The following is a 21,516-nucleotide window of genomic DNA, read 5'->3' on the forward strand; positions in this document are numbered from 1 at the left end:
AGCCCTCCCGGGGCCGGTGGTTCGCGAAAGGGGGGCGGGCGGGTGCCCGTGCTGGAGCTGCTGCAGGCCCGGGTGTCCGCGGGGACCACCTGGCGGGTGGTGCAGCTGACCGATGGTGACGGAGCGTACGGGCTGGGCGAGTACTCGGACGCCGGGCCCGGGGCCGACGGGGTCTGGGCGGCGGTCGCGGCCGGGCTCGCCGAGGGCGGGTCGGTCTCGGCGGTGGTGGCCGGACTGAACCGCCGGGGCCCGCTGGCCGTACGGACGGTGCGCGGCGCGCTGGAGCTGGCCGCGGCCGACCTCGCGGCGCGCCGCACCGGTCAGCCGCTCTGGCGCTGGCTGGGCGGTACGGAGCCCCGGCCCGTCGCGCGGCACGCCAGCATCGACCGGGCGCTGCGGCTGCGCACGCCGGAGGAGTTCGCCGAGGTGGCGCGGGCGGCGGTGGCGGACGGGTACCGGGCGGTCAAGTGCGCGCCGTTCGACGGCTTGCCGGCGGAGGTGCGGCTGCGGGTGGGTCTGGCCCGGGCGGTCGCGGTGCGGCGGGCGGTGCCGCAGGCCGGACTGATGGTCGACGTGCACGGGCTGTTGCGGGTGGATGACGTTCTCGCGTCGGCCCGCGAACTGGGGGCGCTGGGGCTGCGGTGGCTGGAGGACGCGGCGCCGGTGGCATCCCTGCGGGCGGTCGCCGGGATCGCTCCGCTGGCCGGCGGGGAGCTCGCCGCCGACCTCTCGGAGCTCCAACCCGCGCTGCAGGAGGGCCTGCTGGCTTGGGTGCTGCCCGACGTGAAGCACGCGGGCGGCTTCCGGGCGGCGACGTCGCTGGTGTCCGCGGCCCTGGGGGCGGGGGCGGGCGTCTCGCTGCACAACCCGGCCGGGCCGGTGGCCACGGCGGCGGGGGTGCACCTGGCGGTGGCGCTCGGGCCGTCGGTGGAGACGGAGTTCGCGTACGGCGAGACCGCCTGGCGGGCGGACGCGGTGCGCCCGGCCGAGGCCGGCGCCGGCGCGTGGCTGCGGCCCGCCGCCGGGCCGGGGCTGGGCCTGGAGCTGGACCGGCGGCGGTGGACGCTGGAGCGGGCGTGGTGACGCGGGACGGCCGCGTGGGCGGCGGGCGCCGTGGTGACGTCCGGGCGCCGTGGTGACGCCCGGCCGTCGTGGTGACGCCGGGCGGGCTCCGGGGGTGGGTGGCTACTGGCCCAGCAACCGGGCGAAGTCCAGTCCGAGGCTACCGAGCACGGGCAGGGCGCCCAGGTCGGTGACCCCGCCGACCGGGATGCTGTAGCCCTGGTTGACCGCGCGGGGCGCGGTGGTGGCGGCCGCGGCGGGTGTGGCCGCGGCCGGGATCAGGACGGTGCCGAGGAGCAGGGCGGCGAGTGCGGTGCGCATGGGGCGGGGCCTCCGGGGGACGGGCGTGGTGGCCTGTCAACACCCTGCGTCGCCGGGCGGTCACGCATCTTCGCCCCTTCGGCCGCATTCGTAAAGATCCCTGCCTTGTGTTCATGACAACAGTGCGGAGGTCTGGACCACGTAGATCGCCGACGCGTACCGTCGCCTTGCCCGTCGCCGTGAACTCGAGCGCGGCCGCGGGGAGTTCCATCGCTGTATGCATGTCATGAACATGATCAAAGCCTGGAGGGAACCATGCGCGCCATCGCCAAGAACCTCAGGATCCTCGCCGGCGCCCCGCTCGCCGCAGCCGCCCTGATCGCCCTCACCGCCGGCACCGCCAGCGCCGCGATACCGATCAACAAGCCCATGAGCGGCAAGGCCACCTACTACAACGACGCCGGCTTCGGCGCCTGCGGCACCCAGATCAACGCCGCCACCCAGATGCTCGTCGCCGTCTCGCACACCTGGTGGACCACCGCCAACCCCAACAACGACCCGGTCTGCAAGGGCATCTCGGTCAAGGTGACCTACCAGGGCAAGACCGTCACCGTGCCCGTCAGGGACCAGTGTCCGTCCTGCGACGCCACCCACATCGACCTCAGCCAGCCCGCCTTCGCCCGGCTCGCGCCCCTCGGCAAGGGCGTCATCACCGGACTCACCTGGCAGTTCGTCAAGGCCGGCCTGAACGGCACGACCGTGGCGCTCTCCGAGCCCGTCACCGGCTCCACCCTCGGCTGACCGGCCCCGCCCCGGACCGCCCGGCCCCGCCCTCGGGACCGCTCCGGCCCGCCCCCGCCCGGCCCGGCCGCGTGCGGGGGCGGGCGCCCGGGGCCCGGCGCCGCCACCGGACCTCGTATCGTGGCGGGTCGGTGACGCGAGGGGAGCCCAGGAGATGACCAAGCCGGTGCTGTACGTCGTGGTGTGCGCGGCCGGGACCGCCGGCGCCGGCGGGGTGGAGGAGCTGATCGGGGCCGCCCAGGAGCGCGGCTGGGAGGTCGGCGTGGTCGCGACCCCGCAGGCCATGGGCTTCATCGACCAGGAGGCGATCGTGGCGCGGACGGGATACCCGATCCGCTCCGCCTGGCGCAGGCCCGGCGACCCCCGCCCGCTGCCGGACCCGGACGCGATCATCGTCGCCCCCGCCACGTTCAACACGATCAACAAGTGGGCGGCGGGGATCTCGGACACCCTCGCGCTCGGCATCCTCTGCGAGTCCTACGGCCTGGGCATGCCGGTGGTGGTCCAGCCGTGCGTGAGCTCGGCGCAGGCGGCGCACCCGGCGTACGAGGAGAGCCTGGACCGGTTGCGCAGGATGGGCGTGCGGTTCGTGGACCCCGAGCCCGGCGAACACGGCTGGACGACGCACCTGCTGGACGTCGTCGCCGACTGACAGGGTGACTGGCCGGGATCGCGGATCCTGGCACTGTGCCGGTGTTCGGGGACGAACCGGAGGGAGTAGCGTCCGGGCAGGTCAGCGACGGTGCAGGAGGATCCGGTGGCGGTCAACGGCGAGGTGTCGTTCTGGTACGCGGCGAGCGGGCTCCCGGAGCCCGGGCCGCCGCTGCCCGGCGGGGCCGACGTGGACGTGTGCATCGTCGGCGGCGGCTACACCGGGCTCTGGACGGCGTACTACCTCAAGAAGGCCGACCCCTCCCTGCGGATCGCGGTGCTGGAGCGCCGCTTCTGCGGCTACGGCGCCTCCGGCCGTAACGGCGGCTGGCTCTACAACGGCTTCGCCGGGCGCGGCGCCTTCGCCAGACGGTACGGCCGGGGCGCCGCCGCCGCGCTGCAGCGGGCGATGGACGAGTCGGTCGGCGAGGTCGTCGACGTCGCGGCCGCCGAGCGGATCGATGCCGACGTGGTGCGCGGCGGGGTGCTCGAAGTGGCCAGGAACCCGGCCCAGTTGGCCCGGCTGCGGGAGTTCGCCGAGGCGGAGCGCGGGTACGGCGAGGGCCGGGTAGAGCTGCTCGGCGCCAAGGAGACGGCCGACCGGATCGCCGTCGCGGGCGCCCTCGGCGGCACCTGGTCCCCGTACGGCGCGCGGATCCAGCCGGCCAAGCTGGCCCGCGGGCTGGCCCGGGTGGTCACGGACCTCGGGGTGGCGGTGCACGAGGGGACGGAGGTCACCGCGATCCTGCCGGGCACCGCGTACGGCCGCCCCCGGGCGGTGACGCCGCACGGCACGGTGACCGCCGAGTACGTGCTGCGCGCGACCGAGGGCTTCACCGCCGGGCTGCGCGGCGAGCGCCGGACCTGGCTGCCGATGAACTCGGCGATGATCGCCACCGAACCGCTGCCCGCCGCGTTCTGGGCGGAGGCGGGCTGGCAGGGCCGCGAGGTGCTGGGCGACTTCGCGCACGCCTACATGTACGCGCAGCGCACCGCCGACGACCGGATCGCGCTCGGCGGCCGGGGCGTGCCCTACCGGTTCGGCTCCCGCACCGACGCGGACGGCGGCACCCAGGTGGAGACGGTGCGCCAGCTGCGCGCGATCCTCGACCGCTTCTTCCCCGGCGCGGCCCGGGCCCGGATCGACCACGCCTGGGCCGGCGTGCTGGGCGTCCCCCGGGACTGGTGCGCGACGGTCGAGCTGGACCGGGCGAGCGGGCTCGGCTGGGCCGGCGGCTACGTCGGCAGCGGGGTCACCACCACCAACCTGGCCGGCCGCACGCTGCGGGACCTCGTCCTGGGCCGGGACACCGGACTGACCGGGCTGCCCTGGGTGGGCCACACCGTGCGGCGCTGGGAGCCGGAGCCGCTGCGCTGGATCGGGGTGCACGCGATGTACGCGGCCTACCACGCGGCCGACCGGCAGGAGGCGGCCGGGCGGGCGACCACCTCGCCGATCGCCCGGGTCGCGGACGTCGTCTCCGGGCGGCACTGACCCGCGAGCGGCCCGCGCCCGGCCTCCGCGGCCCGCCGGGCCCGGGCGGCGGGCGCGGCCGTTCGGACGCCCCGCCGTGCGGAGCCGCCCGGCGGCCCGCACGGTGGGGGCGTGCTGAGGAGAACCCTGGTGGGCCTGTGCGCCCTGCTGCTCTGCGTGCCCGCGACCGGCGCGCGCGCCCGCTCGCCCGGCTGGGCGGTCGTCGCCGTGGACCAGGCGTCGCGCCGGGTCCTGGTGCTGCAGAGCGCCGAGGAGTTGATGGCCTACCAGGGCCCCGACCGGCTGCCGGTGGTCTGGAGCTGGAGCGCCGACCGGGCGCCCGGCCTGGCGGACCTCGCGCCCGAACGGAGCTGGAGCAACCCGGACGAGGCGAGGATCCGGATCCGGCAGGGCCGGCGCCACCTGCTGGTCACGGCCTCCGGCGGACTGGTCGCGGTGGTCGACACCGCGACCGGCCGCACCCGGTGGGCCGTCGACGTGGGCGGCGCCGCCAACCCGCACAGCGCCGAGCTGCTGCCGGACGGCAACGTCGCGGTGGTGGCGAGCGGTGGCGGGTGGATCCGGCTGTACGCGGCCTCCCAGGGCCCCCGGGCCACCGCGCACGCCGCCGTCCCGCTGCCCGGGGCCCACGGCGTGCACCGGGACGCCCGGACGGGTCTGCTCCTCGCGCTCGGCGACGACGTGCTGCTCGCGCTGCGGGTGGGCGGGACGCCGCCCGCGCCCACCCTGACCGTCGTGCGGACGACCCCGCTGCCGGACCGCGGCGGTCACGACCTCGCCCCGGTGCTGTCCGCGCCCGGCCGGTACTGGGTGAGCACGCTGGAGCACCTGTGGAGCTACGACCCGTCGGCCGACCGCTTCACCCCCGTCCACCTGGGCACTCCCGCGGCCGAACGGGACGTGAAGAGCATCGGCGACGAGCCCGGCACCGGGCGGATCCTCACCGCCGCCCCGGACCACACGGGGCCGTGCGACTGGTGCACCTCGGTGATCACCCTGCACCGTCCGGACGGGGTGCGGGCCCTGCGCGGGACGCACCTCTACAAGGCACGCTGGTGGGGAGGGCGGTAGCAGATCCGTGACGCACGGTAGCGGATTCTGCCGGTCGGGTCGGTGAAACCACCCGATCTGCCGACGGCATTCGGCTGATGGGGCATATTGTGTACCCCGGCAAACTACTCCAATGGAAGTGAGTTTCCCGGTACCGTCCGCAAACCATCCGCCGACCCGCTCCGACTGGGATAGCGTCGAAGGCGTCGGGGGGCCGACACCGATCCGGTGCATTCGAACGCTGGTTACCGGGCCGTAATGGCCGTGATAAGTCCTGGAGAAAAACATGCAGAATTGCCTTTCGGAAGACCTGCCGGGCGCGATCGACGATCTGCAGCTCGCGGTGGACTCGCTGGCGGCATTCCCGGCGCGGAATCCGGCCGGCGGCGCCGCCGTCACCGAGCGCCTCGCGGCGGTCGCCGAGCTCTGCCGCTCGGTGGACGCGGTGCTCGACAGCCTGGTCGTCCAGGCCGCCGCGGAAGCCGCCGAGGAGGGCTGGACGGCGGCCCGGATGGCGGCCGAGCACTCGGGCTACTACGCGAGGCTGCGGCGCGCCTTGCTGCCCGTGGCGGGCGGCGCCGGGTCGATGCAGCAGTGAGCGCGCTGCACCCGGGCGTGCACGTGCTGTCCTGCCCCACCCGGTGGAGCGACGTCGACGAGAACGGGCACATCAACAACGTCCGGCTGATCGGTTACGTCCAGGAGGGGATTTACGACCTGTTCTGCCACCACGCGACCGCCGTCCGGGAATCCCTGTTCTCGTCCGGATTCATCATCGCGCGGCACGAGATCGATTACCTGGAGCAGTTGCACCACCGGCCCGAGCCATTGTCGGTGCGGCTGACCGTGGAACGCCTCGGGCGGAGTTCCGCGCACGTCGTGGTGAATGTCTGCCGGGATCCGCTCACGTTTATGCGGGCGAGAACCGTGGTGGTCGCCCGGGACCGCGAATCCGGCCGGTCGAGGAAACTCAGCTCGAACGAGCGGAGATTTCTCGCCGCGTTTATGCCGGAGGCCGTGCGGGCGGTCGCGGCACCGCCCACCGCGCCTCCGGTGGCGCCGCAACAGCGCGTAGCGGCCCGGCCCGGGTTCTCCTCGACGCGCCGCACCCGGCGGCACTGTCGCGCCTCGGCGGCCTGAGGCCGGGCCGGCCACCCCGGCGGACTGCCGCGCGGCCCCGCTCCGGGCCCCGGCTCCCGGGCCCACCCCCACGGCGGCCCGGGCCGGCGGCGTGATCGACAACGGCGTCGATCCGCCCGGCCGGGCTCCCCGCGGCCCCGGCGCAGGACTACGCTGAGCAGCACGGGCACCGGTGCGGCCCACGGCCGGTCACGGGCAGCGACGGAGCCGCCGACCGGACCCCGCCGCCACCGGCGTCCGGCCCGACCGGCACCGGTCCCGCAGACTCCGCCGACCCGGAAGGAGGACGCGATGACCATCGCCTGGGAGGAGTTCCGCGCCCGTGTCGTCGAACGCGGGGAGTACCGGGGCGACGCCGAGGCGGAACACGCCGTCCGGGTCGTCCTCGGGCTGCTGGGCGAGCACCTGGTGGGCGCGGAGCGGATCGAGCTCGCCGACGCCCTGCCCGAGACCTGTGCCGCCCTACTGCGCGACGCCGCCCCCGCCCGTGAGCCGCTGACCGCCGAGCGCTTCGTGCAGGCGGTCGGCGGCTGGATCGACGGGGCGACCGGGACGACCGCGCAGTGGGACGTCGGGGCGGTCCTCAGCACCGTCGCTGACCTCGCCCCGGACGGGCTGATCGACCGGGTGCTCCAGCAGCTTCCGGACGGCTACGACCTGCTGTTCGGCCACCCGCTGCCGGCCTGAGCAGGCGCAGCCCTGCCGGCCCGCGCGGGCGCGCCGGCGCCGGACCGGGCCGGGGCGCCGGTGGTGGCCCGGGTGGGCGGTTCCCCCGTGGTGGCCCGGAACAGTTCCGAGCCCGGGCCGGTCAGCTCGACCGGCCCGGCCCCCGGCCGCAGGTAGGCCGAGGCACCCGGCGGCAGCGCCAGGTCGGGGTGCCCGGGCGCGCGCAGCCGGGCCCGGCCCGCGACGCAGAGCAGGATCTGCGGGGCGGGCAGCTCGACCCGGACGGCCGTCGCGCCCGGCCGCAGCCGGGAGAGCCGGAACTCCTCGGCGGGGGAGCGGAAGCCGGCCTCGACCGGGCCCCACGGCTGAGGTTCGAGCACCCGGGGCCCGCCGGTGCGGAAGGACGTGACCGCCAGCAGGCCGTCGACGTCGACGTGCTTGGCGGTCAGCCCGCAGCGCAGCACGTTGTCCGAGTTGGCCATCAACTCCACGCCCACGCCGCGGAGATAGGCGTGCGGGACACCGGCGTCCAGGTACAGCGCCTGGCCGGCGGCGAGCGGCACGTGGTTGAGCAGCAGTGCGGCGACCAGCCCCGGGTCCCCGGGGTACTGCGCGGCGACCCGGGCGTAGGCCGCGCAGGCCCGGGCGTACCGGCCGCCCGAGCCCGCGAGCCGCCGCAAGGCCGCTTCCACCGCAGCGAGTTGCGAACCGGTGGGCCGGTGGGTGGCCAGCGCGCCGCGCAGCAGCGCGGGCAGCGCCTGGGCGGCCGGCCGGGTCCGCAGCGCGGTGGCCCAGGGGGCGAGCAGCGGGACGTCCAGCGCCTCCAGCAGCCCGGCCGTCCCGGCGGCCGGACGGAAGCCGCACAGTGCCTCGAAGTCACCCAGGGCGCAGATGAGTTCGGGCTTGTGGCCGCGGTCCCGGAAGACCCGGCCGGGTGCGTCGCGCGGAACGCCCCGGGCGTCCTCGGCGGCGTGGCCGGCCACCGCCTGGGCCCGGGTCGGATGGACCTGGAGGGAGAGCGCCCGGTCGGCGGCCAGCACCTTGAACAGGAACGGCAGCCCGGGGCCGAACCGTCGCACCGTCTCCGGCCCGAGCAGCCCGTCCGGGTCCGCCGCGATCAGCCCGTCCAGCGGCCGCGGACCGCCGGCCCCGTCCGCGGGGCCGAGGGCGGACGGCGCGGACGGGTGCGCGCCCATCCACAGCTCGGCCTGCGGGGCGCCGGTGCCCGGGGTGCCGGTCAGCTCGGGGATCGCGGTGGTCGAGCCCCACGCGTAGGCGCGGACCGGGTTGTGCAGCAGGGCGAACGGCGGGAGCGGCATGGCGCGGGCCTCCGGTGGGGCGGGTCAGCGGCAGAGCGCGGCCGCGCCGATCAGCCCGGCGTCGGTGCCGAGTTCGGCGCGGCGCACGTCCAGGCCGCGGACGTAGGACAGCGTGGCGTAGTGGTCGAGGTGGCGGGCGAGCGGCGTGAACAGGACGTCGCCGGCGGTCGCGACGCCGCCGCCGACCACCACCCGCTGGAGGTCGACCAGGGCGGCGGTGGCCGCGATCCCGGCGGCCAGGGCCTGGGCGGCGCGGTCGAAGGCGGCGAGCGCGATCCCGTCGCCCGCGGCGGCGTCGGCGGCGACGGCGCGCGCCGAGCGGTCCTCCCCGCTCGGGCGCCAGCCCCCGGCGAGGGCGCGCCGTGCGATCGCGGTGCCGCTGGCCAGGCCCTCCAGACAGCCGCGCGAGCCGCACGGGCAGGGCTCGCCGTCCAGGTCGACGCTGATGTGCCCGAGGTGGCCGGCGTTGCCGCTGGGGCCGGGCCGCACCGCGCCGTCGAGCACCAGGCCGGCACCGACGCCGGTGGACACCACCAGGCAGAGCGCGTTGGCGGCACCGCGGGCCGCGCCCTGCCAGTGTTCGGCGGCGGCCATCGCGACGCCGTCGCCGGCGAGCCGTACGGGCAGTCCGAGGGCGGCCACCGCCGGGTGCGCGGCGACCTCGGCGACCAGCGGGAAGCCGCGCCAGCCGGGGATGTTGACCGGGCTGACGGTGCCGTCGGCGAGGTCGACCGGTCCGGCGCTGCCGACCCCGACGGCCGTCACACCGGCCCAGTCCGCGGTGTGGGCGAGCCGGTCCAGCACCCGGTGCACGACGGCGAGCACGGCCGGGCCCGGCTCCTGCGCGGGGGTGGGCAGCTGCAGCCGGTGCCGCAGCCGGCCCCCGCCGTCGACCAGTGCCCCGGCGATCTTGGTGCCGCCGATGTCGACGGCGGCGAACAGCGGGGCGGCGGCGGGCGGCGGGGTGCGGGTCATCGCGGCGGGCTCCAGGCGGGTGCGGACGGGCGGACTGGGTGGGCTGGCGGGCGGGGCGGGCCGATGGGGCCGGCGGTGCCCGGCGCCCCGGCCGGGAGGGCCGGGGCGCCGCTCAGCGTAGAACAGCGCCGTCGCTCAGCCGGCGGCGGTCAGCCGGAGCGTGACCAGCTCGAACGGGCGCAGCGCGAGGTGGACCGCGCCGTCCACCACCGACACCTCGCCACGGGTGCCATCCCAGGGCCGCTCCAGCAGGTCGCAGGGGACGGCGCCGGCGAGCGGGAAGGAGGTGCTCAGCCGGCCCCGGGCGCGGCCGCCGCCGGCCTCGTAGACCCGGACGACCAGGTCCCCGCTGCGGTCGTCGGCGAGCTTGACCGCGCTCACCACGAGCGCGTCGTGGTCCACCGCCACCAGCGGCGCGACCCGCTCGACGCTGCCGGTCATCCGCCGCTCGGGCAGGCCGATCCGGTAGCCCTCGCGGACGGCGTCGCCGATCGCCGCGCCCGGCACGAGGGCGTGCCGGAAGCGGTGCACGCCCTGGTCCGTCCTCGGGTCGGGGAAGCGGGGCGCGCGCAGCAGCGAGAAGCGGACGGTGGTGGTGGTGCCGCCGTCGGTCTCGCGCACGGTGCGGGTGACGTCGTGGCCGTAGGTGGAGGCGGTGACCAGGGCGACGCCCCAGCCGGGCTCGTCGAGGTGGACGAAGCGGTGGTTGCAGGCCTCGAACTTGGCGGCGTCCCAACTGGTGTTGGTGTGGGTGGGCCGGTAGAGGTGGCCGAACTGGGTCTCGGCGGCGTACCGCTCGGTGTGGACGTCCAGCGGGAAGGCGGCCTTGAGGAACTTCTCGGTCTCGTGCCAGTCCACCAGGGTCTCGATGTCCAGGCGCTGCTCGCCCGCCCGCAGGGTGAGCGTCTGGACGGCGGTGGACGAGCCGAAGGAGCGCACGACCCGGACGGAGACCGTCTCCGCCGTCTCCGCGAAGACGGTCAGCGAGTCCACGCCGGTCAGGTCGGTGACGGTGTTGCGGTAGAACCGGTCGACGTCCCAGGCGTCCCACATGTTGGGGAAGTCGGGGTGCAGCTGCAGCAGGTTGGCGCGGGTGCCCGGGGCGACGCTCTCCCGTCCGCTCGCGACCTCGACCACCGAGGACACCAGGCCCTCCGCGTCGACCACGACCTCCAGCAGGCCGTTGCGCAGCAAGTAGCCGCCCTCGGGGCGCTCGGCCAGCGTGCAGCCCTCCGCCGGCGGGGCCACCACGGCGGCGCCCCCGGCCGGGACCGTGGAACGCTGGTGCGGCGCCGCGTTGAACACCAGCTCGTGCTCGCCCCGGTGATCCCCGGCGAGGGCCCGCTGCGCCGACGTGATCAGCTCCCCCAGCTCCTCGGCCAGCGCCGCGTAGGTCGCCACGGCCTCGCGGTGCACCCAGGCGATGGAGGAACCGGGCAGGATGTCGTGGAACTGGTGCAGCAACACCGTCTTCCAGATCCGGTCGAGTTGCTCGTAGGGGTACTCCGCGCCGGTGCGCAAGGTGGCGGTGGCGCACCAGAGTTCGGCCTCGCGCAGCAGGTTCTCGCTGCGCCGGTTGCCCTGCTTGGTCTTGGCCTGGCTGGTCAGGGTGGCCCGGTGCAGCTCCAGGTAGAGCTCGCCGACCCAGACCGGCGGGTCCGGGTACTCGGCCTCGGCCTCGGCGAAGAACTCGGCGGGCTTCTGCCAGCGGACGGTGGCCGAGCCCTCCAGGTCCTTCAGCCGGGCCGCCTTGGCGACCATCTCGCGGGTGGTGCCGCCGCCGCCGTCGCCCCAGCCGGTCGGGCCGAGGGAGTGCCGGGCCACCCCCTTGTCCTTGAAGTTCCGTGCCGCGTGGGCGATCTCGCTGCCCTTCATGGAGCAGTTGTAGGTGTCCACGGGCGGGAAGTGGGTGAAGATCCTGGTCCCGTCGATGCCCTCCCAGAGGAAGGTGTGGTGCGGGAACCGGTTCACCTGGCTCCACGAGATCTTCTGCGTCAGCAGCCACTTCGAGCCCGCGTTGCGGATGATCTGCGGCAGGCCGCCGGTGAACCCGAAGGTGTCCGGAAGCCAGGCCTCCTGGTTCTCCACCCCGAACTCGTCCAGGAAGAACCGCTTGCCGTGCACGAACTGCCGGGCCATCGCCTCCGAGCTCGGCATGTTGGTGTCGGACTCGACCCACATGCCGCCCGCCGGGACGAACCGGCCCTCGGCGACGGCCTTCCGGACCCTGGCGTACACCTCGGGGCGGTGCTCCTTGATCCAGGCGTACTGCTGCGCCTGGGACATCGTGTAGAGGAAGTCCGGCTCGTCCTCCAGCAGCGCGGTCATGTTCGCGGTGGTGCGGGCGACCTTGCGCACGGTCTCGCGCAGCGGCCACAGCCAGGCCGAGTCGATGTGCGCGTGGCCGATCGCGCCGATCCGGTGCGCGGACGGCGCGGCGGGCGCGGCCAGCACCCCGGCGAGCTCCGAACGCGCGGCGTCCGCAGTGCCGTTGACGTCCTGAAGGTCGACGGCGTCCAGCGCCCGCTCGATCGCGCGCAGCAGCTCCCAGCGGCGGGCGCCCTCCACCGGCAGCTCGGCCATCAGCTCGCCGAGCACCTCCAGGTCCATCACCAGCTGCCAGACCGTCTCGTCGAAGACGGCGAGGTCCATCCGGGCCAGCTTGTACTGCGGCTGGTCGCCGGCCGTCTCCCGGTCGCCCAACTCGGTGGGGAGGAAGGGGTGGTAGTCCAGGATGACGGGGTTGGAGGCCGCCTCGACGTGCAGCAGCACCTGCTCGCCGCCGGCCGCGGGGGCGGCGATCCGCACCCACTGGTTCTGCGGGTTGAGGCCCTTCACCGGGGTGCCGTCCGGGCGGTAGACCAGACCCTCGCACTGGAAGCCGGGCATGTTGGCGTCGAAGCCGAGGTCGATCAGCGCCTCGACCGTCCGCCCGGCCCAGGCCGCCGGCACCGTGCCGGTCACGGTGATCCAGCTGGTGCCCCAGGGGGCGCCCCACGCGTCACCGACGGCGATCGGGGCGCGCGGAGCGGCCAGGCCCTCGGCGACCGGGACGGGCTCGCCGGGGGCCGTCCAGATGCCGACCTCCAGCGGGACGGATTCGGGGTACACGGCGGGGCGGATGCGCTCGTCCAGGACGCGCTTGAGACGGGATTCCACCAGGGTGCGGTCATCGTGCATGTCAGCGGGCTCCGTTGGGTGACTGAGGGGGTCGGACTAGGGGGTGTCTTGTGGATCTTGTCGGTTAGGTTGCGGCGTCAGGGTGCGTGCATCGCAAGGCGGAGGAGGGAGTCCATGCGGAGCATCGGCGACCGACGACAACGCGGCGAGGTGCGTGCCCTGGCGTCGCGGCCCCGGCAGTGATCCACAAGACACCCCCTACGGGCAAGGTACGTCGTCGGGGTGGACCACCTCGGTGATTCCGCGCGCCGCGAGGTGGGCGCGGTCCTCGGCGCGTTCGGCGAGGACGGTGGTCGGGCGGGCGCCGTCCTCGGCGAGGCGCATGAACGCCTCGTACACCGGGCCGCCGGGGCCGCAGACCGAGCGCTTCGGGGAGGTCACCTCGTCGCCGGTGGCGACCACCAGGGCGGTGCTGCGCGGCCGGGGCGGCCGCCAGGAGCGGCGGGCCTCGGCGGCGGCCTCGGCGAGCCGGGCGCCGGCCGGCTTGACCTTCCGCCCGGTGGTCAGCAGGCCCAGGCTGTACTCGAGTTCGGGGAAGTCGGCGAGGGACCGGTCGACATCGTGGGAGCACCACCAGGTGACGCCCCAGAGGTCCGGGCAGTCCAGCACGGCCTCGACGGTGGCGCCGGTGAACCGGGCGGCGTCCTCCGGCGTGATGTGCGGGGCCGGCGCGCCGACCTCCTGCAGCCAGACCGGGCGGGCCGGGTCGTCCGCCCAGGCCTTGGAGAGCTCGACCAGGTACGCGGCGTGCTGCGCGGTGGCGGTGGAGTGGGCGCCGTAGCGCTGGGCGGTGCCGTTGAACACCCAGGAGTGCACGGCGGTGGCGGCGCCGAGCCGGGCCGAGTGCCAGGGGGTGAACGGGTGCTCGTCCAGGTACCAGGCGGCGTCGTAGGAGGCGTGCAGGTGCAGCCGGCCGGGGGCGGCCGACTCGCAGGCGTCGAGCATCCGGCGCAGCCAGGCCTCGACCTCGGCGGGGGTGGCCCGGTCGGGGTCGGGGTGCGGCCCGCCGGAGAACTGGTTGATCTCGTTGCCGAGCGTCATGCCGAGGAAGTTGGGCCGCCCGCGCAGCGCTCCGGCGAGGGTGTGCAGGTAGGCGGCCTGGCCCTCGACGACCTCGGGGTCGGTGAAGAGGTTGCGCCGGTGCCAGGTCTGCGTCCACGAGGGCAGGAAGTCGAAGCTCGACAGGTGGCCCTGCAGGCCGTCCACCGCGACGTCCAGCCCGCGTTCACCGGCCGCGACCACCAGGTCCGCCAGCTGGTCGACGGCGCGCGGGCGGATCAGGCTGCGGTTGGGCTGGAACAGCGGCCAGAGCGGGAAGACCCGGACGTGGTCCAGGCCGAGGGCGGCGATGGAGTCGAAGTCGGCGCGCACGGCGTCGAGGTCGAAGTCGAGCCAGTGGTGGAACCAGCCGACGCTGGGGGTGTAGTTGACGCCGAAGCGGGGAGCGGTGGTCATCGGATGGCTTCCTCGACGTGGTGGGGGGGCGTGCGGACGGTGGCGCCGGGGCCGGTCCGGAGTGGACCTACCCCTTGACGGCTCCCTCCTCGACGCCCTTGAAGAAGAAGCGCTGGCAGACGCCGAACACCACGACGATCGGCAGGAAGGCGATCATCGTGCCGGCCGCGATCAGCCGGGGGTTGGCGGAGAAGGTGCCGTTGAGGTACTGGAGCCCGACGGTGAGGGTGTACTTCTGCGGGTCGTTGAGCACGATCAGCGGCCAGAGGAAGTCGTCCCAGGCGCCGATGAAGGTGAAGATCACGATCACGCTGATCATGCCGCGCACGTTCGGCAGGCCGATGTGCCACAGCCGCTGCCAGACGGTGGCGCCGTCCACCAGCGCGGCCTGGTCGAGCTCGACCGGCACGGCGGCGAAGGCGGTGCGCATCAGCAGCACGTTGAGCATGGCGATCGAGCCCGGCAGGGCGACGCCGGCCAGGGTGTCGGCCAGGCCGAGACCGCGCACCAGCACGTACTGGGAGACGATGGTGACCTCGCCGGGCAGGACGAGTGTGGCGAGGAAGAGCCCGAGGACGAGCCTGGCGCCGCGGAAGCGCAGCCGGGCGAGCGCGTAGCCGCCCAGGGTGCAGCCGACCACGTTGCCGGTGATGCAGACCGCGGCGACGATCACCGAGTTCAGCGCGTACGTCCACACCGGGATGGTCTCGGCGACCTTGCCGTAGTTGCCGAGGGTGGGCTGCTCGGGCACGAAGACGGGGGTGCGGGTGAAGACGTCCTCGGCGGGGCCCTTGAGCGAGGTGGAGAGCTGCCACAGGAAGGGGCCGACGACCAGCAGCAGGACGAGCAGCAGGAGCAGGTAGCGCACGGCGGTCTGGGCGGGGGAGGCGGTGTTGAAGCCCCGGGAGCCCCGGGAGGTGCGGGGGGCGCGGGAGGTGTGGGAGCCCCCGCGGGACCCGGCGGTCCCGGCGGCGGCCGGCTCCGCGGGGGCCGGGGCCGCTCCGGGGGCCCCCGCGGTGTTCGGGCGGACGGTGGTCACGGGATCAGGCCGCCTTCCGGTTCAGGCGCATCAGGAACAGCATCGGGCCGAGCGTGACGACGAACAGCAGCAGGCTGAGCGCCGAGGCGTAGCCGAGGTGGCCGTTGAAGCCGCGGCTGTACATCTGGATGAGCATCACCACCGACATGTCCCGCCCGCCGGGGCCGCCCTGGCCGTTGGAGAGCACGTACAGCTCGGAGAAGACGCGCAGCGAGCTCACCGAGATCAGCGCGGAGACCAGGACCATGGTCGGCCGGACCCCGGGCAGGGTGACGTGCCAGAACCGGCGGACCGGCCCGGCGCCGTCCACGGCCGACGCCTCGTGCAGCTCGCGCGGGACGTTGGCGAGGGCGGACAGGTAGATGACCATGTAGTAGCCGAGGCCCTTCCAGACGGTCAGGGCGATCGCGCTGAACAGCAGCAGCCAGCGGTCGGTGAGGAAGGAGACCGGGGAGTCGGCCAGCCCGGTCTGCCGGAGCAGTCCGTTGACCAGGCCCCGGTCGTCCAGGACCCAGCCCCAGATCAGCGCCACCACGACGGCCGAGGCGATCACCGGGGTGTAGAAGGCGGTGCGGAAGAAGGTGATGCCGGGGATCCTCCGCTGGACGAGCAGGGCGAGCAGCAGCGGCAGGACGGTCAGCAGGGGCAGGCAGACCAGCATGAAGACGATGCTGTTGAGCAGCGCGTCGGCGAGCTGCGCGTCGTCCAGCAGGCGGCCGTAGTTCTCCAGGCCGGTGAAGCGGCCGCCGCCCAGGGGCTTGGCGTTGGTGAAGGACAGGATCACCGTGTTGACGGCCGGCCAGAGGTTGAAGACGGCCAGCCAGACGATCGCGGGCCCGGCGAGCAGCCAGGGGGTGAACCAACGCCGGTGGGTCATGCGCCTGCCTTCCTGGGGCCTGGGGTGGTGCGGGTCGTGCCCGGGAGCGGCGGGTGGGGGCCCGCCGCGTCGCCGGTGGTCGGACGGAGCGTGCCGGGGTCAGCCCTTGAGCAGCTTGTCGCACTGCTCCACGGCGGTGTCCAGCGCCTGCTTGGAGCTCGCGTCGCCGCTGATGGCGAGGGCGATCTGCTGGTTGATGACGGTGCTCATCGCGTCGTCGACCTGGACGGGCTGGATCAGCTTGGCTTTGGCCAGCGAGGTGAAGGCGACCACCTTGGCGTCGCCCGCGTTGGTGCCGTCGCCCTTGCTGAAGAACGGGTCGTTCGCGGAGGCCTTGGTGGACGGGAAGATGCTGGTCAGGTGGGCGAAGGCGGCCTGGTTCTCGGCGTTGGTGACCCAGCGGGCGAGGGCGACCGCGGCGGCCGGGTTCCTGGTGTTCTTGGGGATGGACAGGCCCTGGACGTACAGCGGCGGGGTGGCGAACGCGGGTGAGGAGACGACCTTCGGGGCGAGGGTCGGGTTGTCGGTGGCGAGGCTGGTGATGTAGTTGGCGCCCGCGGTCGTCCAGGCCACGGTGCCCGCGTTGAACAGCTTGGTGTTCCCGGCGTAGGTGTTGGTCAGGACGTCCTTGGGCAGCAGGCCCTCCTTGAAGGCGTCCCGGTACTTGTCGAGCAGCGCGGCGGCCTCGGGGGTGTTGAAGGTGAAGGCCGTGCCGTCGTCGGACATGATCTTCACGCCGGCGTTGTAGAGGTCCCCGAGGCCCGGCTTGCGGCTCATCAGGTAGGTCTGGCCGCCGGACTTCTCCTTCATCACCCGGGCCTGGGCGATGAGCTCGTCCAGGCTGGTCGGGGGCTTCTTCGGGTCCAGTCCGTTCTTCGTGAGGAGTTCGGAACTCCAGTAGTTCACATCGGTGTTGAGGTACCAGGGGTAGCCGAAGACGCCCTGCCGGCCGGCGAAGCGGTAGGCGTCCACGCCGCCGGCGACGTACTCGTCGGCGAGCTTCGGGTCGGCCTTGGCGACGTCCAGCAGGAGGTCCTTCCTGCTCAGCGGGAGGGCGAAGTCCGGCGGGAGGTTGACCACGTCGGGCAGGGTGCCGGCGGCGGCCTGGCTGAGCACCTTGTCCGAGTAGCCCTCCCCGGGCTGGTCGAGCCACTCGACCTCGACGCCGGGGTACTTCTTCTTGAAGCCGTCGATCACGCCCTGCACGTAGTCGGTGAACTTCGGCTTGAGCGCCCAGGTCTGCAGCGAGACCTTGCCCTTGACCTCGCCGGTGGCGGCCGCACTCGCCACGCTGTCGCCGTTCTTGGTGTCGCCGGAGCCGAGTCCGCAGCCGGTGAGCGCCGCCGCGGTGAGGGCCGTCGTCGTCAGTGCCGCCCAGATTCTTCGCATGAGGGTCTCCCGGTCCTGGGGGGTGGGTGGGGGATCGTGCCGAGCTCGGGGGTCGTGCCGGATTCCGGCACCTGACTCACGTACTGTCCAACCAACTAAACCGGTCTAGCTATGGCAGGGACTATGCTCCCGCCTAAACTTGGATGTCAAGAGAGGAGTCGGGTCCCTTGGGCAGACCGACGATCGCCGACATCGCCCGCCAGGCCGGTGTCTCCAAGGGCGCGGTGTCCTTCGCGCTCAACGGCCGCCCGGGCGTCAGCGAGGCGACCAGGGCCCGGATCCTGCGGGTCGCGGAGGAGATGAACTGGCGCCCGCACAGCGCCGCCCGGGCCCTCGGTGGCGCCCGGTCCGACGCCGTCGGCCTGGTGATCGCCCGCCCGGCCCGCACCATCGGCGTCGAGCCGTTCTTCAGCCAGCTGCTCTCCGGACTCCAGGCGGTGCTCTCGGCCAGCTCGGTCGCGCTGCACCTGATGGTGGTCGAGGACACCGCCGCCGAGATCGGGGTCTACCGCCGCTGGGCCTCCGAGCACCGGGTCGACGGCTTCATCGTGGTCGACCTGCAGGTCAGGGACCCGCGACTGCCCGTGCTGGACGAACTGGGGCTGCCCGCCGTCGTCCTCGGCGGCCCCGGCAAGGGCGGCAACCAGCTCCGGATCTGGGCCGACGACCGGGAGGCGATGCTCTCGATCGTCGACTACCTGGCCGCCGTCGGGCACCGCCGGATCGCCCACCTGGCCGGGCTGCCGCACTTCCAGCACACCCAGCGCCGGATCCGCGCGCTGCGCGACGCCTCCCGCCGGCTCGGCCTGGAGGAAGCCGTCTCGGTGCCCACCGACTTCAGCGACGCCGAGGGTGCGGCCGCCACCCGCACGCTGCTCTCCCGCGCCCGGCGGCCCACCGCGATCGTCTACGACAGCGACGTGATGGCCGTCGCCGGGCTCGGCGTGGCGGGGGAGATGGGCGTCGCGGTGCCCGGCGAGCTGTCCATCGTGTCCTTCGACGACTCGGTGCTCGCCCGGATCGTCCACCCGCCGCTGACCGCGCTCAGCCGGGACACCTTCGCGCTCGGCGAGCAGGTGGCTCGCAGCCTGCTGGAGGCCCTCGACGGGGCCGGGCCGGGCCGGGACCTGCAGATGCCCACGCCGCGGCTGACCGTCCGGGAGTCCACCTCGCCGCCGGGCGCCCCCGGCGGTGCCCCCGCCGCTCCGGCGACCCCCTCCACGGCCGGGCCGGCCGCCGGGGCGGCGGCCCGTTCCGGGGCCGGTTCGCTCCCCGGGGTGGTTCCTGCGCGAGTCGTTGACAGCGGTTCTGAACCGGTTTAGCCTCGCAGCGCCGAGCGGGAGCCGCTCGGCGCGCTCCGCCGCACTCCGTCCGGCTCCCGCTGCGCCCCGTACGCCCGGGGAACCACCGCAGCGGCGAGGACCCCCACCCGTGCCGCCACCCCGGTACCTCCCGCACCACGCGCGCAACGGCGCCCCGTACTCCGGCACCACGCCCGTCGGCGCCACGCACTCCGGTGCCCCGTACTCCGGCGCCACGCGCCCCGGTGCCGCCCGGACCGGCACCGACCAGCTCCCAGCACCGGCACGCCCACATGCAGCCGGGCCCCGCACACCACGGCGGGCCCGCCCCCACCCCCTCCGCCCGATCGGAGCCACCGCATGTCACGACGCCTCCCCCTGCTGCTCAGCGCCGCCCTCGCGACGGCCGCCCTGACCGCCACCCCCGCGGCCCGGGCCGACCCGGCAGCGGTCGCCGCGCCCGGGCCGGCGGCCGCCGCCGCCGCGGGCAACCAGCCCTACGCCTCGTACTGGTACCCCGACACCATCCTCACCTGGGACCCGGCCACCGACCCGGACGCCCGGTTCAACCGCTCCCGCGTCCCGCTCCAGCCGCGCACCAGCGACCCGGCGCTCAGGGCCAACCCCAACGCCCGGGCCGGCGAGGGCAGGATCGCCTCGCTGGTCTCCTTCGGCCCCACCTCCAACAACCCCTCGCAGGGCTCCGCCGACCCCAACTACTACGCCTTCGGCTACTGGCAGTACGTCGACAAACTGGTGTTCTGGGGCGGCTCGGCCGGCGAGGGCCTGATCCTCGCCCCCAACCCGACCGTCATCGACGCCGCCCACCGCAACGGCGTCAAGGTCTACGGCACCGTGTTCTTCCCGCCCGCCGCCTACGGCGGCCAGACCCAGTGGGTGCGCGACTTCGTCCAGAAGTCCGGCAGCCGCTACCCCGTCGCCGACAAGCTCGCCCAGGCCGCCCAGTACTACGGCTTCGACGGCTGGTTCATCAACCAGGAGACCGGCGGCGGCGACTCCTCACTCGCCACCGAAGTGCGCAACCTCATGCAGTACACCAAGGCCCGGAGCGGCACCGAGTTCATGTGGTACGACGCCATGACCACCTCCGGCGCGGTCAACTGGCAGAACGCCCTCACCTCCGCCAACTCGCCCTTCCTCCAGGACGGTTCGAAACGCACCGCGGACTCGATGTTCCTGAACTTCGACTGGAGCCGGTCCGGCCTGGACTCCTCGCGCGCGCTGGCCCGGCAACTCGGCCGCAGCGAGTACGACCTCTACTCCGGCATCGACACCGAGGCCAACGGCTACAACACCGGCGTCGACTGGAACACCCTCTTCCCCGCCGGGCAGCCGCACACCACCTCGCTCGGCCTCTACCGGCCCGAGTGGACCTGGAAGTCCGCCACCGACCGCGCCGACTTCTACGCCAAGGACGCCCGCTACTGGGTCGGCCCGAACGGCGACCCGTCCCGCGCCGACCCCGCCGCGGCCTGGCCCGGCCTGGCCGGCTACGTCGCCGAGTCCTCGCCCGTCACGAGCAAGCCCTTCGTCACCAACTTCAACACCGGGCAGGGCGACTTCTACAACGCGGCCGGCACCCGGGTGGCCACCGGCGGCTGGAACAACCTGTCCCTCCAGGACGTCCCGCCCACCTACCGCTGGACGGTCGACTCGGCCGGCAGCCGGCTCACCCCCTCCGTCGACTTCACCGACGCCTACCAGGGCGGCTCCTCGCTGCGCCTCACCGGCACCCTGGACGCCGCCAACACCGTACGGCTGTACGAGACCCGGCTGCCCGTCGCGGCGGACACCCGGCTGGACGTGGTGGTCAGGACCCCGGCCGCCGGGCCGACCAAGCTCAAGGCCGCGGTCTCCTTCACCGACGCGCCGAGCACCTTCACCACCCTCGACCTCGGCGCGAACTCCGGTACGGGATGGGAGAAGCACAGCCTCGACCTCTCCCCGTACGCCGGCCGCACGATCGCCCAGATCGGGCTCCGGGCCGAGGGCGCCGACCCGGCGTACGACGTGCGGATCGGCCAGCTCGCCGTGCACGACGGCGCCGCCACCGCCCCCGCCGCACCCACCGGCCTGACCGTCCTCGGCGCGAGCGACGTGACCGCCGGCAGCAGCCAGTCCCTGCGGCTCTCCTGGACGGCCGCCCCGGGCGGCGACGTCCACCACTACGAGGTGTACCGCCGCAACGCCGACGGCAGTCGGACCTTCCTCGGCGCGACGCCCAACGACGCCTACTTCGTCGGCAGGCTCGACCGGGCCGGCACCGAGGACACCACCACGCTGGACGTCGAGGCCGTCTCCACCACCTACGGCCGCTCCACGGCCGCCTCCACCACGGTCGGCTGGAACGGCACCCCCTCCACCGGCAGCAACCTCGCGCTGAACCGCCCCGCCACCGCCTCCGGCCAGTGCAACGCCGCGGAGGGCCCGGCCAAGGCCGTCAACGGCAGTGTCAACGGCGGCAACGGCGACAAGTGGTGCACACTGACCAGCGGAAAGTGGTTGGAGGTGGACCTCGGCTCGGCGAAGCAGCTGTCCAGTTTCGTGGTCAAGCACGCGTCGGCGGGCGGCGAGAGCGCGTCCTACAACACGCGCGACTTCTCGATCCAGGTCCGCTCGACCAGCACCGACCCCTGGACGACCGTCGCCACCGTCACCGGCAACACCGCCGCCACCACCACCCACCCCGTGGCCACCACCGCCCGCTACGTCCGGCTGGTCGTCACCAAACCCACCCAGACCACCGACCCGGCCGCCCGCATCTACGAGTTCGAGGCCTGGGGAGTCTAGGGAGTCCACCGGACAGCCCCCAGCCCCTCCGTCGGAAAGGACCA

At 74.3% G+C, this 21,516-nt stretch carries 18 protein-coding genes; 10 read left to right on the plus strand and 8 right to left on the minus strand.

Annotation, left to right across the window (positions count from 1 at the left end):
* Positions 1–42: 42 nt before the first annotated feature.
* Complete coding sequence (locus AB0N04_RS03260) at positions 43–1,083, plus strand: enolase C-terminal domain-like protein (RefSeq protein WP_360208423.1); 1,041 nt, start codon at positions 43–45, stop codon at positions 1,081–1,083.
* 102 nt (positions 1,084–1,185) lie between these two features.
* Here AB0N04_RS03260 and AB0N04_RS03265 read toward each other — a convergent pair whose 3' ends face one another.
* Positions 1,186–1,383, minus strand: a complete 198-nt coding sequence (locus tag AB0N04_RS03265; RefSeq protein WP_360208425.1) for a hypothetical protein — start codon at positions 1,381–1,383, stop codon at positions 1,186–1,188.
* A gap of 255 nt (positions 1,384–1,638) precedes the next feature.
* Here AB0N04_RS03265 and AB0N04_RS03270 point away from each other — a divergent pair, with 255 nt between their 5' ends.
* The 7 genes from AB0N04_RS03270 (at position 1,639) to AB0N04_RS03300 (ending at position 7,147) form a co-directional block, all read left to right on the plus strand.
* The gene (locus AB0N04_RS03270) at positions 1,639–2,124 is read left to right on the plus strand and encodes a cysteine/serine endopeptidase inhibitor (RefSeq protein WP_360208428.1); all 486 of its coding nucleotides are present in this window, start codon (positions 1,639–1,641) and stop codon (positions 2,122–2,124) included.
* Positions 2,125–2,278: 154 nt separating this feature from the next.
* Positions 2,279–2,776 (plus strand): flavoprotein, encoded by a 498-nt coding sequence (locus AB0N04_RS03275; protein WP_360208431.1) that lies wholly within the window; start codon positions 2,279–2,281, stop codon positions 2,774–2,776.
* A gap of 105 nt (positions 2,777–2,881) precedes the next feature.
* Positions 2,882–4,270 (plus strand): FAD-binding oxidoreductase, encoded by a 1,389-nt coding sequence (locus AB0N04_RS03280; protein ID WP_360208433.1) that lies wholly within the window; start codon positions 2,882–2,884, stop codon positions 4,268–4,270.
* Between the two features lie 111 nt (positions 4,271–4,381).
* Positions 4,382–5,341 (plus strand): DUF6528 family protein, encoded by a 960-nt coding sequence (locus tag AB0N04_RS03285; protein WP_360208435.1) that lies wholly within the window; start codon positions 4,382–4,384, stop codon positions 5,339–5,341.
* Between the two features lie 265 nt (positions 5,342–5,606).
* A complete protein-coding gene (locus tag AB0N04_RS03290; RefSeq protein WP_360208437.1) occupies positions 5,607–5,918 on the plus strand; it encodes a hypothetical protein in 312 nt (103 codons plus the stop codon).
* Entirely contained in the window at positions 5,915–6,460 is a 546-nt protein-coding gene (locus tag AB0N04_RS03295) for a thioesterase family protein (RefSeq protein WP_360208439.1), read from the plus strand. Before AB0N04_RS03290 ends, AB0N04_RS03295 begins: the two co-directional genes overlap by 4 nt.
* Positions 6,461–6,751: 291 nt before the next feature.
* A complete protein-coding gene (locus AB0N04_RS03300) occupies positions 6,752–7,147 on the plus strand; it encodes a DUF2267 domain-containing protein (RefSeq protein ID WP_360208441.1) in 396 nt (131 codons plus the stop codon).
* Here AB0N04_RS03300 and manA read toward each other — a convergent pair.
* The 7 genes from manA to AB0N04_RS03335 form a co-directional block, all read right to left on the minus strand.
* Positions 7,111–8,445: a mannose-6-phosphate isomerase, class I gene (manA, locus tag AB0N04_RS03305; RefSeq protein WP_360208443.1), complete on the minus strand. Its 1,335-nt coding sequence runs from the start codon at positions 8,443–8,445 to the stop codon at positions 7,111–7,113. The two genes, AB0N04_RS03300 and manA, sit on opposite strands and share 37 nt — an antisense overlap.
* A gap of 24 nt (positions 8,446–8,469) precedes the next feature.
* Entirely contained in the window at positions 8,470–9,420 is a 951-nt protein-coding gene (locus AB0N04_RS03310; protein ID WP_360208445.1) for an ROK family protein, read from the minus strand.
* Positions 9,421–9,555: 135 nt separating this feature from the next.
* Entirely contained in the window at positions 9,556–12,600 is a 3,045-nt protein-coding gene (locus AB0N04_RS03315; RefSeq protein ID WP_360208447.1) for a glycoside hydrolase family 38 C-terminal domain-containing protein, read from the minus strand.
* A gap of 198 nt (positions 12,601–12,798) precedes the next feature.
* Positions 12,799–14,055 carry a glycosyl hydrolase gene (locus tag AB0N04_RS03320; protein WP_360208450.1) on the minus strand — a complete coding sequence of 419 codons (1,257 nt, stop codon included), beginning with the start codon at positions 14,053–14,055 and terminating at the stop codon, positions 12,799–12,801.
* Positions 14,056–14,122: 67 nt separating this feature from the next.
* Complete coding sequence (locus AB0N04_RS03325; RefSeq protein ID WP_360208452.1) at positions 14,123–15,094, minus strand: carbohydrate ABC transporter permease; 972 nt, start codon at positions 15,092–15,094, stop codon at positions 14,123–14,125.
* 4 nt (positions 15,095–15,098) lie between these two features.
* On the minus strand, positions 15,099–15,971 hold the full coding sequence (locus tag AB0N04_RS03330) for a sugar ABC transporter permease (RefSeq protein ID WP_360208454.1): 873 nt from the start codon (positions 15,969–15,971) through the stop codon (positions 15,099–15,101).
* 99 nt (positions 15,972–16,070) lie between these two features.
* Positions 16,071–17,360, minus strand: coding sequence for a sugar ABC transporter substrate-binding protein (locus AB0N04_RS03335; protein WP_360208457.1), 1,290 nt, complete (start codon positions 17,358–17,360; stop codon positions 16,071–16,073).
* A gap of 143 nt (positions 17,361–17,503) precedes the next feature.
* Here AB0N04_RS03335 and AB0N04_RS03340 point away from each other — a divergent pair, with 143 nt between their 5' ends.
* Both AB0N04_RS03340 and AB0N04_RS03345 read left to right on the plus strand, forming a co-directional pair.
* Positions 17,504–18,682 carry a LacI family DNA-binding transcriptional regulator gene (locus AB0N04_RS03340; RefSeq protein WP_360208460.1) on the plus strand — a complete coding sequence of 393 codons (1,179 nt, stop codon included), beginning with the start codon at positions 17,504–17,506 and terminating at the stop codon, positions 18,680–18,682.
* Between the two features lie 339 nt (positions 18,683–19,021).
* Positions 19,022–21,472 (plus strand): discoidin domain-containing protein, encoded by a 2,451-nt coding sequence (locus AB0N04_RS03345; RefSeq protein WP_360208463.1) that lies wholly within the window; start codon positions 19,022–19,024, stop codon positions 21,470–21,472.
* The last annotated feature ends 44 nt before the right edge of the window (positions 21,473–21,516 follow it).

Source organism: Kitasatospora sp. NPDC051702, assembly GCF_040681575.1.
Classification (GTDB): Bacteria; Actinomycetota; Actinomycetes; order Streptomycetales; family Streptomycetaceae; genus Kitasatospora.